At 61.9% G+C, this 12,220-nt stretch carries 13 protein-coding genes; 2 read left to right on the top strand and 11 right to left on the bottom strand.

Going from position 1 to position 12,220, the window contains the following annotated elements; all coding sequences use genetic code 11:
- Nucleotides 1-26 precede the first annotated feature (26 nt).
- From NGR_RS12945 to NGR_RS12910, 8 genes are all read right to left on the bottom strand, one after another.
- A complete protein-coding gene (locus NGR_RS12945) occupies nt 27-392 on the bottom strand; it encodes a GFA family protein (protein WP_240545179.1) in 366 nt (121 codons plus the stop codon).
- A gap of 45 nt (nt 393-437) precedes the next feature.
- Complete coding sequence (locus NGR_RS12940; RefSeq protein WP_164924581.1) at nt 438-848, bottom strand: hypothetical protein; 411 nt, start codon at nt 846-848, stop codon at nt 438-440.
- Nucleotides 849-981: 133 nt separating this feature from the next.
- Entirely contained in the window at nt 982-2,070 is a 1,089-nt protein-coding gene (locus NGR_RS12935) for an ABC transporter ATP-binding protein (RefSeq protein ID WP_012706897.1), read from the bottom strand.
- Between the two features lie 20 nt (nt 2,071-2,090).
- Nucleotides 2,091-3,746 (bottom strand): alpha-glucosidase, encoded by a 1,656-nt coding sequence (locus tag NGR_RS12930; protein ID WP_012706896.1) that lies wholly within the window; start codon nt 3,744-3,746, stop codon nt 2,091-2,093.
- 26 nt (nt 3,747-3,772) lie between these two features.
- Entirely contained in the window at nt 3,773-4,921 is a 1,149-nt protein-coding gene (locus NGR_RS12925; protein WP_012706895.1) for a carbohydrate ABC transporter permease, read from the bottom strand.
- A 1-nt stretch (nt 4,922) separates the two neighbouring features.
- A complete protein-coding gene (locus NGR_RS12920) occupies nt 4,923-5,930 on the bottom strand; it encodes a carbohydrate ABC transporter permease (protein ID WP_012706894.1) in 1,008 nt (335 codons plus the stop codon).
- 250 nt (nt 5,931-6,180) lie between these two features.
- Nucleotides 6,181-7,539, bottom strand: coding sequence for an ABC transporter substrate-binding protein (locus NGR_RS12915; protein WP_012706893.1), 1,359 nt, complete (start codon nt 7,537-7,539; stop codon nt 6,181-6,183).
- 66 nt (nt 7,540-7,605) lie between these two features.
- A complete protein-coding gene (locus tag NGR_RS12910) occupies nt 7,606-7,839 on the bottom strand; it encodes a hypothetical protein (RefSeq protein WP_164924172.1) in 234 nt (77 codons plus the stop codon).
- Here NGR_RS12910 and NGR_RS12905 point away from each other — a divergent pair.
- Nucleotides 7,838-8,869 (top strand): substrate-binding domain-containing protein, encoded by a 1,032-nt coding sequence (locus NGR_RS12905; RefSeq protein WP_012706892.1) that lies wholly within the window; start codon nt 7,838-7,840, stop codon nt 8,867-8,869. The genes NGR_RS12910 and NGR_RS12905 overlap by 2 nt on opposite strands.
- Nucleotides 8,870-8,873: 4 nt before the next feature.
- Here NGR_RS12905 and folD read toward each other — a convergent pair whose 3' ends face one another.
- Nucleotides 8,874-9,773, bottom strand: a complete 900-nt coding sequence (gene folD, locus NGR_RS12900; RefSeq protein WP_012706891.1) for a bifunctional methylenetetrahydrofolate dehydrogenase/methenyltetrahydrofolate cyclohydrolase FolD — start codon at nt 9,771-9,773, stop codon at nt 8,874-8,876.
- Between the two features lie 478 nt (nt 9,774-10,251).
- Here folD and NGR_RS12895 point away from each other — a divergent pair, with 478 nt between their 5' ends.
- Nucleotides 10,252-11,241: a glycosyltransferase family 2 protein gene (locus NGR_RS12895; RefSeq protein ID WP_012706890.1), complete on the top strand. Its 990-nt coding sequence runs from the start codon at nt 10,252-10,254 to the stop codon at nt 11,239-11,241.
- 21 nt (nt 11,242-11,262) lie between these two features.
- Here the strand turns inward: NGR_RS12895 and NGR_RS12890 are convergent, their stop codons facing one another.
- Nucleotides 11,263-11,829 (bottom strand): hypothetical protein, encoded by a 567-nt coding sequence (locus NGR_RS12890; RefSeq protein ID WP_012706889.1) that lies wholly within the window; start codon nt 11,827-11,829, stop codon nt 11,263-11,265.
- On the bottom strand, nt 11,829-12,197 hold the full coding sequence (locus NGR_RS12885) for a hypothetical protein (RefSeq protein WP_012706888.1): 369 nt from the start codon (nt 12,195-12,197) through the stop codon (nt 11,829-11,831). The genes NGR_RS12890 and NGR_RS12885 overlap by 1 nt, the downstream gene beginning before the upstream one ends.
- Between the last annotated feature and the right edge of the window lie 23 nt (nt 12,198-12,220).

Below are 12,220 nucleotides of genomic sequence, written 5' to 3'. Positions count from 1 at the left end.
GCGCCGGCGCCGACGCCATCGCTGGCTTATGGCAGCGGTCCGGGAGGCATGTCATTCCGGCCGTCATAGCGATCGACCTCGAGGGTGAACACATCGACGCCCTCGATGCACCGGGCATTCAGCGAAACGCGGTCGCCGGGATAGCCGCTGCGCAGGATCGCGGTGCCGCAAGTCGGGCAGAAATGATGGCCCTCGCCGATGCCGCGCCAGATATAGGTCGACATACGGCGCTTTTCCGTGAGGAGCCTGACGGCGGCGGCATCCACCTTCCAATGCAAGAAGCCCGAGCGCCGGCAGGTCGAACAGTTGCACTCGACGAGCCGCGAAAGTTCAGCATCGACCTCGATGGCGATTTCGCCGCAGTGACAGGAAAGGCGATAGGGTCGTTGCATGGCCGCTCTCATTAGCCGATCCCGTGCCGATCAAGCTTTTCACGGTCAGCGATAGATGTCGAGCGTGCGGTTGCGATGGTTCGGATGGGTACTGTAGACGAAGATCCGGTTCAGGTCGCGGTCGCTTAGGAGCCGCAGGAAGCGCGCCTCTATCAGGTTGTTGGCGTGGACCCGCTTCAGCAGGCAGCCGATCAGGGGAATGCGGGCACTCGGGATGTCGAGATAGAAATTCTGCGGCAGCTGGAACTTCGTGACGATGCCGATGACGGCGCTGCTCTTCGACAGCTTGATGATCTCGCAGCGGCGCGACGAAAGGTTCTGCATTCCCTTCTCGGTAAATTCGATCCGCGCGTCGTTGCGCGTGTCCTCCATCGGGAAGTTCGCCTCCCGATCATACATGAACGACTCTTCCTTGTTGAGAAAGTGCTGTTGCATCACAGGGGCATCGCTGCGCATCGAATAGACCTTTCGCATTCCAATCGCGGCCACGCTACCCAATGAAATTTAACAGAGGGTTTGGCTCGGCGAGGTGAATGCAAAAACCCGCCCGGGATGCGAGGCGGGTTTTGCGAATTGGAAGGGAAACGGCTTAAGCGCGATAGCTGCGCCCGTCGGCGTCGAAGAGATGTAGCTTCGCCTTATCGGCGGTAAAGCGCACCTTGTCGCCGCGCCCGACCTTGAGGATGCCGGGGATCTTGGCGATGATCGGCTCGTTCTCGACGAGGCCTTCGATGTAGAGAAGCGTCACCTCGCCGAGCGCCTCGACGATCGAGATCGTGCCCTCGAAGAGGAAGTCCTGGCCGTCCGTCACCTGCAGGTCCTCCGGACGCACGCCGAAGCTCGCCTTCTTGCCGGCTTCGGACGCGTTCGTCGGGATGTCGAGCGTCACGGACTTGCCGCCCGCCAGCGTCACCGTCGTCTGCGCGCCGGTCGCCGTGATCGTCGAGGGGAAGACGTTCATGGCCGGCGAGCCGATGAAGCGCGCGACGAAGAGATTTGCCGGCCGCTCGTAAAGCTCGAGCGGCGCGCCGACCTGCTCGATGTGACCCAAAGACAGAACCACGATGCGGTCGGCGAGCGTCATCGCCTCCACCTGGTCGTGGGTGACATAGATCATCGTCGTATCGGCCATCCGCTCGCTGAGCTTGGCGATCTCGATGCGGGTGGCGACGCGCAGCGCCGCGTCAAGGTTGGAAAGCGGCTCGTCGAAGAGGAAGACCTTCGGGTTGCGGCAGATCGCCCGACCGATCGCGACACGCTGGCGCTGCCCGCCGGAGAGCGCCTTCGGAAGGCGATCGAGGTATTTGGTGAGCTGGAGGATGTCTGCGGCCGAGCGGACGCGTCGATCGATCTCCTCCTTCGTTTCCTTGGCGATCCGCATGCCGAAGGCCATGTTGTCGTAGACGGTCATATGCGGGTAGAGCGCATAGGACTGGAACACCATGGCAATGCCGCGCTGCGACGGCGGCACCTCGTTGACTCGCTGGCCGTCGATGAACATGTCGCCGCCGGTGATCTCCTCAAGCCCGGCGATCATCCTCAGCAGCGTCGACTTCCCGCAACCGGACGGCCCGACGAAGACGACGAACTCACCCTGCTTGATGTCGAGATTGATACCGTGAATGACATCGACCGCCCCGTAGGACTTGCGGATGTCTTTTAGCAGCAGACCCGTCATTGCATCCTCCCCTCGGTTTTCTAGGCCAGGCGCGCGAAGAACGCGCCCCAGGCCGGAAGACTGATCTTGTTGTCCCTTATATCAGAGATGAAGCCGTGGCCGTCGAGCGGCTCGACCGTCCCTTCCGGCAAATCCGCGGCCGCCGGCTCTTCGCCCATGTTGAAGAGGCAGAAGAGCCTGTCGTTGCCGTGGATCCTCAAAAAGCCGAGGAGCGGCGCCCGCGTCTCGACGAATTCGATGTCCCCCTTGGCGAGGGCCGCATGCGCCTTCCTGAAATTGAGGAAGCGGCGATAGTGCTCGAGCACCGAGGCCGGGTCGCCTTCCTGGACGGCGACGGCCTGCGGAAGGTGAGCCTCCGGAATCGGCAGCCAGGGTTTGGCGCTGCTGAAGCCGCCATCCGGCAGGCCCTCCCACACCATCGGCGTCCGGCAGCCGTCGCGGCCCTTGAAATCGGGCCAGAACTGAATGCCGTAAGGGTCCTGGAGGTCCTCGTAGGCGAGCTCCGCTTCCGGCAGCGCCAGCTCCTCGCCCTGATAGAGGCAGACCGAGCCGCGCAGCGACATCATAAGGCTCGCCAGCATCTTGGCGTGACCGGCGTGATCGGCAACGCCGGAGCCCCAGCGGCTCACATGGCGCACCACATCGTGGTTGGCAAAGGCCCAGCAGGCCCAGCCTTCCGGCGCCACCTTCTGGAAGTCGCGCATCACCTCGACGACGCGTTCCGGCGTCAGCGGATCCGGCGACAGGAACTCGAAGGCATAGCACATCTGCACCTTGTCGCCGCCCGAGGTGTATTCGCCGGCGATTTCGAGGCCGCGCTGGCTGTCGCCGACCTCGCCGACGGCGGCAATCGCCGGGAATTCGTCCATCACGGCGCGGAAGCGCTTAAGGAATTCCAGGTTCTCGGGCCGGTTCTTGTCGTAGATATGCTCCTGGTAATTATACGGATTGACGGCCGGCGCGGTCGACGCGTTGCGGCGCTCCGGCGCCAGCGCCGGGTTGTCGCGCAGCTCTCTGTCATGGAAATAGAAATTGATCGTGTCGAGGCGGAAGCCATCGACGCCGCGCTCCAGCCAGAAGCGCTCGACGGCAAGAAGCGCCTCCTGCACTTGCCGGTTGTGCAGGTTGAGATCGGGCTGGGCCGTCAGGAAGTTATGCAGGTAATATTGCAACCGCGTCGGATCCCAGGCCCAGGCGGAGCCGCCGAAGATTGACAGCCAATTGTTCGGCGGCGTGCCATCCGGCTTGGAATTCGCCCAGACATACCAGTCGGCCTTGGCGTTGCTGCGGCTCGAGCGGCTCTCGACGAACCACGGATGCTGGTCGGACGTGTGCGACAGCACGAGATCGATCATCACCCGAAGGCCAAGACGATGGGCTTCGGCGATCAGCAGATCGAAATCCTTGAGCGTACCGAAGATCGGGTCGACATCCGTGTAATTGGAGACGTCGTAGCCGAAATCCCGCATCGGCGAGGTGAAGAAGGGCGAGATCCAGATGGCGTCTGCGCCGAGCGCCGCCACATGTGGCAGGCGGGCGGTGATGCCTTTCAGGTCGCCGATGCCGTCGCCGTTGGTATCCTGGAAGGAGCGCGGATAGATCTGGTAGATCACCGCGCCACGCCACCAGTCCTTGTCGGCCGTCAGGATTGCGCCGCTCGTTTCAGTCTTGGTCATGCGAATTTAAAGTCCTGTCTTGAGTGTCAGCCGCCCTTGACCGATCCCGCCAACAGGCCACGCACGAGGTAGCGTTGCAGCGCGAAGAAGACGATCAGCGGAACGACGATGGTTATGAAGGCGGAGGCGGTGAGAATTTCCCAATTGCCGCCGCGTGAGCCGAGAAGGTTGACCAGGCGGCCGGTCAGCACCAGCGAATCCTCGCCCGCGCCGAGGAAGACGATGGCTACGAGCAGATCGTTCCAAGTCCAGAGAAACTGGAAGATGGCGAAGGAGGCGAGCGCCGGGAACGACAGCGGCAATATTATCTTGACGAAGATATCGAAATCGCTGGCGCCGTCGACACGGGCAGACTCCATGATCTCGCGCGGCAGGCCGGCCATGTAGTTGCGCAGGAGATAGATCGCCAGCGGCAGTCCGAAGCCGGTATGGGCGAGCCAAATGCCCATATAAGTCTTGGCCGGGACGCCGAAGAAAGCCCCGACACCGTTATAAAGCTGCAGCAGCGGGATAAGCGACATCTGCAGCGGCACGACAAGCAGGCCGACGACGACGGCGAGCAGGATCGCGCGGCCGGGGAAAGGCATCCAGGCAAGTGCATAGGCTGCAAAAGCCGCAATCAGGATCGGAATCACCGTCGAGGGAATCGCGACCGTCAGCGAATTGAGGAACGACGTGCCGATGCCGGCCGCGCTCAGCACTTCGATGTAGTTATCGATGGTGAAGCGCGGTGGCGTGGCGGCGGTATAGAAGATGCGCTGGCCGCGCGATCCTTCCATCTTTGTGTCCGAGACGATCTCGAAGCTGCCGTCGGCCTGCACCGTCAGCCTCTCGCCGTCATTGAGTTCGGCCGTCTCGCCGGCCTTGAACTTCCCCGGCTCACGGCTGGAGAAGCCGAAGGCGGAAATCTGACCGCCACCCTGCCCCTCGAGCAGGTTGCCGGAGATCACGAACTTGCCGTCCCGTTCGACCTGGCTGTCGGCCGAAGGGGCACGCGCCACATCGTTGCGCGACGAGGTGGCCAGCGCCGTCCACCAGCCGGAAACGGCGAGTTGGTCCTTGTCGCGCAGCGACGAGATCAGGAGCCCGGCGGTCGGCATGGTCCAGAGAACGACCAAAAGCAGGACCGAAAGATGGACGGCCCAGGTGAGCGGAGAACGCGTCGACGGATTCATCTCAGTGGCCCCCCGATTCCTTGGTTGCGTTGCGGATGTTCCAGATCATGATCGGAATGACGAGCACCATGATGACGACGGCGATCGATGCGCCGCGGCCGAAGTCACCGCCGCCGCGGAACATCCAGTCGAACATCAGGTTGGCGAGCACCTGGCTCTGCCACTGGCCGTTCGTCATCGCCAGCACGATATCGAAGACCTTCAGGACAAGGATGGTGATGGTCGTCCAGACGACCGCGATCGTGCCCCAGATCTGCGGCACCATGATCTTGAAGAAAATCTGCCAGCCATTGGCACCGTCGATCACCGCCGCCTCGATCGTTTCCTCCGGAATGCCGCGCAGCGCCGCCGAGAGGATGACCATGGCAAAGCCCGTCTGGATCCAGATGAGGATGACCATCAGGAAGAAGTTGTTCCAGAAGGGTAGCGTGATCCAGGCCTCAGGCGCGCCGCCGAAGGCGACGACGATCGCGTTCAGCAGGCCAATCTGCTCGGAGCCTTCGGCACGATAGTCATAGATGAATTTCCAGATGACCGCGGCGCCGACGAAGGAGATCGCCATCGGCATGAAGATCAGCGTCTTGGCGATATTGCCCCACCAGATGCGATCGGTCAGCGCCGCGATGATCAGGCCGAAGAAGGTCGAGAGAGCAGGAACGACCAGCAGCCAGAGGAAGTTGTTGAAGATCGACTGGCGGAATTCACCGTCGTTGATCATCCAACTGTAGTTGCGCGCGCCGACGAAACTCTGGCCGCCCCTGTCGTGGAAGCTGAGCCACACGGATTGGACGACCGGATAGATGAGATAGATTGTCAACGCGAACAGAGCCGGCGCCAGGAACAGCCACGGCCGGATGGCATTGGTGATTCGCAGATTGCGGGAGGCGGTGACACCCGACAGCCCCTTCGACGGAAAAATCCGATCAAGAATGAAATTGGTCGCCCAGAAATAGGCCGCGCAGGCCAGGACGCCAACTATCATCGTCAGAATGGCAGCGAGCAGCTGCATGACACATCCCTCCCCTCAAACGCCTCCGGAACGGGACGCTCCAGGCGCATTGCATGACGGCGGCATTCGTTTTTTTGTTGGGATACCCGCCTACAGCGGCGCGCGTCTTGTCAGACCCGCAAATGTCGCTGTAGCCCTTGGACTTGCTGCATGATTCCTTAAATCGGCTACGATTTAAGGAATCATGCAGTAGGCGGGCCGATCCGAAGGGAAGGCAGCGGACGGGACATGCCGCCCGCTGCCCCAGGCTTTACTTGATGGCGTCCCAGGCCTTCTGGACATCGGCCGCAACGTCGGCGGAGGACTTGCCCCCGACATAGTCGACCATGCCGGTCCAGAGTGCGCCCGCGCCGATCTTGCCGGGCATCAGGTCCGAACCGTCGAAGCGGAAGGTGGTGGCATTGAGCAGGATCTCGCCCTGCTTCTTCAGCGGCGGGTTGCCGTAGACTTCGACATTGACGCTCTTATAGGGCGTCAGGAAGCTCGTCTGCGCCATCCAGACCTCGTGCGCGATCGGCGTCTTCAGGAACTCGATGAAGGCGCGCGCGGCCGGCGTATCCTTGGTGATCATCGCGAGCGTGCCGGCGCCGAGCACCGGATTGCCAAGTTCCTTCTTGCTCTCGTAGGGCGGCATGTAGAAGAAGTCGGCATCCTCGCCGACCACCGTGCCTTCAGGGAAGAAGGAGGGGATGAAGGAGGCCTGATGGTGCAGATAGCACTTCGGCGGCGAGGCGAAGAGACCTTTCGGGCTGTCGCGGAAATCGGTGGAGGCAACCGCCGCCGCGCCGCCGTCTACGAACTTGTCGTTCCGTGCGAACCAGCCGAACTCGTCGAGCGCGCCGGTCACTGCGGGATCCGTGAAGGGAATTTCGTTCTTGGTCCACTTGTCGTAAACTTCGGGTGACTGCGTGCGCAGCATCAGGTCTTCGACCCAATCCGTCGCCGGCCAGCCGGTCGCGCCGCCCGAGCCGAGACCGATGCACCAGGGCTTCTCGCCGTCGGCGGCAATCTTCTCGGTCAGAGCCTTCAGCTCTTCCATGGTCTTGGGAACTTCGTAGCCGGCGTCCTCGAAGTTTTCCGGGACGTACCAGACGAGCGACTTGACGTCGATCTTGTAGGGGAAGGCGTATAGCGCCGCGGCACCGTCCTTGCCGCTATAGGTGGAGAGATCCACCCAGGACTGGCCGGCGGCATAGTTGTCGAGCAGCCATTGCTTGGTTTCGTCGCCGAGCGGCGTCAGGAGGCCCTTCGCAGCCAGGTCGGCAATCAGACCCGGTTGCGGAAGGATCGCAACGTCGGGTGGGCTGCCTGCCTGGGTGTCGATGACGATCTGCTGCTCATAGTTCTCCGAGGAGGAATATTTGACCTCGACCCCCGTCGCCTCGACGAAATAGGCAAACACGCTCTTGAACAGAGCCTCGTCCTCGCCGCGCCAGGGACCGAAGATCGTCAGCGTCTGGCCTTTCAGGTCGTGGCCCTTCTTGAACTCCTCGAAGCTTCCCCAATTGAACTTCGAATCTTCGCCCGGCTTGAACTTCAGGTCTGCAGCGCTGGCGGCCCCTGCAAGCAGAGCGAGCGCAGCCACGCCAATCAGCAGTGATCTCTTCACGTTCCGGTCCTCCCCAAAAAGAAACCCGGGCGTTGCGCCACGGGTGGAATCGTCAAGGCGCAATATTCAAAGCGCTTTGAGTTTGCTCACACTCCATTGCCGCCGAGAAAGAGTCAAGAGCTTTCCGCGGGATGCTCGCTGCGCTGCAATATTTTGCGTTGCGGCATGATTTTGCAGCGCGAAATGGCTGTTTCGCGCTTTGTAGAGCGCCGAACGGGTGATATCAGGACAAGTTGGCGCTTGCCAAAAGAGCGAAAAATAACGTGGATATCCAAAGCGCTTTGAGAGGAAATCGACCATGGCGGTCAACCTGAAGCAATTGGCGGAGATCCTCGGCCTATCGCAAACGACGGTCAGCCGCGCCCTCAACGGCTATCCGGAAGTCAATGCGGAAACGCGTCAAAGGGTGCTGCAGGCGGTGCGCGAGACCGGCTACCGGCCGAATCGCGCCGCCCAGCGGCTGGCGACGGGAAAGGCCTATTCGATCGGGCTAGTGATGCCGATCGCGCCCGGAATCGATTCCGACATCCATTTCGGCGAATTTCTCGCGGGCCTCGCAGAGGAATCGGTAAAGCATGACTTCCACTTCGTGATCAACCCGAGCGCTCCTGATGACGAGGAGGCGACGTTTCGGCGGCTGGCGGCGAGCGGCAATGTCGATGCGGTCTTCCTGGCCTATATGCGCGCCAACGATCCCCGCATCCCCATGCTGAAGGCGCTGTCGATTCCCTTCGTCGTCCACGGCCGTTCGATTGGCGGCCCGCGCGACTATCCGTTCCTCGATATCGACAATACGCAGGCCTTCTACGACGCGACCAAGCTGCTCCTGCAACTCGGGCATCACCGGATCGGGCTGATCAACGGGCCGGATTATCTCGCCTTTTCGATGCGCCGGAAAAAAGGAGTGACGCGGGCGCTGGAGGAGTGGGGCCTCGGCCTTGACGAAGAGCTCGTTCATCATTCGGTCATGGCGGACGAATACGGCTATCGAAGCATGCAGCACTTTCTTGAACGACCGGACCCGCCGACCGCGGTTCTCTGTTCCAGCACGGTGCTGGCGCTCGGCGCGGTGCGCGCGATCAATCGAGCGGGGCTCGTCCTCGGCAGCGACATTTCGATCATCGCCCATGACGATGTCCTGCCGATGCTGAAGCCGGAGAACTTCAGCGTGCCGCTGACGACGACGCGCTCGTCGCTTCGGGCAGCCGGAGCGCGCATCGCGACACGGCTGATCGGCGGGATCGTCGGCCGCGGCGACTATCCGGAACAGGAGCTTTGGCGCGCCGAGCTGATCGTGCGCGCTTCGACCGGACCCGCCCCCGGGCGGTAGGATGTCAGAACTTCGGCGGGTTTTGCCCGGCTTTGCGATAGGCGGCGATGATCGTGTTCGCCATCAGCATGGCGATCGTCATCGGCCCGACGCCGCCCGGCACCGGCGTGATGACGCTTGCAACCTTGGCGCATTCCTCGAAGGCGACGTCGCCGACGAGCTTCGTCCTGCCCTCGCCGCGCTCCGGCGCCGCGACGCGGTTGATGCCGACATCGATGACCAGCGCACCGGGCTTGACCCAGTCCGCCTTGACCATTTCCGGGCGGCCGACCGCCGCCACGAGGATATCGGCGTTGCGGCACACGGCCGCAAGATCCTTGGTGCGCGAATGCGCAGTGGTGACCGTCGCATTGGCAGCGAGCAGCAGCGCCGACATCGGCTTGCCGAAGAGATTGGAGCGACCGATGACGACGGCATTCAACCCGGAAAGATCGCCACCATGGGTGCGGCGCACGAAGACCATGGCGCCGGCCGGGGTGCAGGAGACCAGTCCGCCGTCGAGATCGCCGGTCGCGACCTTGCCGGCATTGACGACATGCAGTCCGTCGACATCCTTCTCGGGCAGGATCGATTGGATGATCGGCTCCGACTGAAGATGCTTCGGCAGAGGCAATTGGACGAGAATGCCGTGGATGGAAGGATCGGCATTGAGCTCCGCGACCAGGGCCGCCAGTTCTTCCTGCGAGGTCTCTCCCGGCAGGGTGTGCTGGACCGAGAGGAAACCGCATTCCTTGGCCATCCGGCTTTTCGCCGACACATAGGCGTGGCTTGCCGGATCGTCGCCGACAATGACTACCGCCAGGCCGGCCCGGACGCCTGTTTCCGTCTCCAGCGTCTGGGTAGCTGATTTCACGGTTTCGATGACCGAAGCGGCTACAGCCTTGCCATCAATCACAGTCGTCACGGCATATCTCCCGGTTTGTCCTCGACGCGCCACACTCTAGCCGGCGCGACTTTGCGCATTTGCCTGCATGCGCCCTATGCTGTCCCAAACGCATAAATGCAAGTGTCTAGCGGAATCGCGGCGCGACTCAGCCGGCGACCGCGACATTTCCTTGCATCGTTGAGAGACCCGCCCGCCCGAACGGCAGGAACTGAGAGTTGGATCGCATGGAAGGATCGCCGACGGACGATGCACCACGAAAGGCGCGGGCATTGTTCTCCATAGGAACCAGACGAGTTTAGTCACGCCGAGACCGTGAACGTGATAGACTCGTGTTCTGAATCAGCATCGCTTCGCGAAGATTGCTTTATTGCTTGCCTCTACAGCGCCGCGCGTCCGATCGGACGCTGTCGCTGTAGCACTTTGAATTGCCGCATGTTTTTATTCTCAAATCGGCTAGGATTTCAGGAAACATGCTGTGGCTGCGCGGGTTTTGTCGATGACACCGACCGGTGAGGATATTTCGATCCACTTCCAGAGCGAACTGGAGAATGCGGCGGATATCGAACTCGTCGTCGTCGTTCCGACATTCCGCCGCCCGGACCATCTCGTCAAGACGCTGAAGACCATCGTCTCGCAACGCCCGGACTTTCCTTGCGCCACGCTGGTGGTTGAAAATGACCCGGACGGCCAGTCCGGCGCCGAGGCGGCAAAGCGCTTCTTTCTCGAACACCGATCCGATTCGACGGTGATCGTCGCCCACCGGCGGGGACACAGCCATGCCTGCAATGCCGGTTGGGCGACGGCCCTCGACCTCTATCCGAACCTGCGCGCCGTGGCGGTAATCTACGACGATGCCGTTGCCGCGCCCGAATGGCTCGATTGCCTTGTTGCCGTTCGGGAGGGTCACGGGGCGGACATCGCCGGCGGTCCGCAGCTTCCTGTCTTCGAGGATGCGGACGGGCAGAAATGGAAGAAGCATCCCATCTTTTCGCCCTCTTACGAGGCGACCGGGCCGGTGCCGCGGCTTTATTCGGCCGGCAACGTGCTGATCACGCGAGCGGTGCTCGATGCCATGCCGCGACCGTTTTTGAACCCGGCCCTGAATCTTGTTGGCGTCGGCGACGGGGATTTCTTCAATCGATGCAGGGCGAAGGGGTTTTCCTTTGCCTGGGCGGCAGAGGCATGGGTGGCGGAAACGGTGCCACCAGACCACACCACGGCGTCCTGGATCCGGGCCCGCAGCCTCGAACAGGGCGCAATCTCGACCTTGCTCGAGCAGCAAGGCGACGCGGGGCTGACAGCGCGCTTGCGAACGTTCGGCAAATCGATCGCGCTTCTCGCCGTGTCGCTGCCACGGGGCCTCAAGCTATGGGCGCAAACCGGGCTTGCAACGGCAAGCCTCTACCACTTCCATGTGGCGCTCGGTCGGCTGACGGCCACGATGGGCCTTGCTGACGAAGAGCACGGCGCGCCTGGAGAAAGATGAACGGTGCCTCTTCAACGGCCCTCAATGGCCGCTTGACGCCTTCACGGCACCTTCGGGGATCTTGTCGGAGGCGACGTTGCCATGCTTGTCGACCACTGGAACCGGCTCCTGATAGGGCCTGTTGTTGCCGTTCGCCACGCGTTTCATGTCGTCCTTGCCCAGATATTCGAGCTGTTCGACCAGGACTTCGGTAATGACCTCGCCGCCGAGTTTCTTGTTGAGGCCGTCCTTGACCGCGACCTTGAAGCTCGGCAGGTCGAACGTGCCGGTGTCGGCGACATCGACGAACCGGGAGCCGACGAGCATGTCATAGAGCTCGTCGGTCACGACCTGGCGAAGCGGCGCGTGAAGCTTCGCTATCCCTTCCCGCGTCGCCGAGAAGGACAGTTTCGCCAGGAAGTAGCCTTGAACCGCTCCTTCCTCGATCACTGGAACGGTAATGATCTCTCCCGGCACATATTCCTCCGATGCGCGCCTATCAGCCTCCGCGTCCGAGACGATCGGCGCCGAGGCGTACTGCATCGAGAAATAAACGGATCCAAGCGTCACTGCGCAGACCCAGACCCCGGTGAGAACGAGCTTCAGCATCAGAAATCGCTATAGCGGAATTGCGCTTCGGTGTAGATGCCGTCGGCGTCGGCGTCCTGCGCAGCGGTCTTCAGAAGATCGACGACCGAACGCACGGCTTCGAGATGCGCTTCGACCTTCTGGGCGTTGAGTTTCAGCTTCTGCCGGAGGTGGCGCGTCTGCGAGGCGAAGGACGGCGAAATTTCACCGGCTGCGGTGTCGCGATGCAACATCGTCAGCTCGTAGAGGCAGCGGCTCTTATGTGCGTTCGACGTCTTGATGTCGAATTTCGGGTCCACGCCGATGCGGCTGTTCTCGTTGTCGATGATCATCTCCAACCGGCCGAGAACGTTCTGTATCCGCAGATCGTGGGATGCCACAGCTTCCATAAAATCAACTCCCAAATTATGCG

It is taken from the genome of Sinorhizobium fredii NGR234, from assembly GCF_000018545.1.
Classification (GTDB): Bacteria; Pseudomonadota; Alphaproteobacteria; order Rhizobiales; family Rhizobiaceae; genus Sinorhizobium; species Sinorhizobium fredii_A.
This window is presented reverse-complemented; position numbering and strand designations above follow the sequence as displayed.

Coding starts and splice junctions, on each gene's coding strand:
- NGR_RS12945 (WP_240545179.1), bottom strand. CDS start 392: ATGCAACGACCCTATCGCCTTTCCTGTCACTGCGGCGAAATCGCCATC.
- NGR_RS12940 (WP_164924581.1), bottom strand. CDS start 848: ATGCGCAGCGATGCCCCTGTGATGCAACAGCACTTTCTCAACAAGGAA.
- NGR_RS12935 (WP_012706897.1), bottom strand. CDS start 2,070: ATGACGGGTCTGCTGCTAAAAGACATCCGCAAGTCCTACGGGGCGGTC.
- NGR_RS12930 (WP_012706896.1), bottom strand. CDS start 3,746: ATGACCAAGACTGAAACGAGCGGCGCAATCCTGACGGCCGACAAGGAC.
- NGR_RS12925 (WP_012706895.1), bottom strand. CDS start 4,921: ATGAATCCGTCGACGCGTTCTCCGCTCACCTGGGCCGTCCATCTTTCG.
- NGR_RS12920 (WP_012706894.1), bottom strand. CDS start 5,930: ATGCAGCTGCTCGCTGCCATTCTGACGATGATAGTTGGCGTCCTGGCC.
- NGR_RS12905 (WP_012706892.1), top strand. CDS start 7,838: ATGGCGGTCAACCTGAAGCAATTGGCGGAGATCCTCGGCCTATCGCAA.
- NGR_RS12910 (WP_164924172.1), bottom strand. CDS start 7,839: ATGGTCGATTTCCTCTCAAAGCGCTTTGGATATCCACGTTATTTTTCG.
- NGR_RS12895 (WP_012706890.1), top strand. CDS start 10,252: ATGACACCGACCGGTGAGGATATTTCGATCCACTTCCAGAGCGAACTG.
- NGR_RS12890 (WP_012706889.1), bottom strand. CDS start 11,829: ATGCTGAAGCTCGTTCTCACCGGGGTCTGGGTCTGCGCAGTGACGCTT.
- NGR_RS12885 (WP_012706888.1), bottom strand. CDS start 12,197: ATGGAAGCTGTGGCATCCCACGATCTGCGGATACAGAACGTTCTCGGC.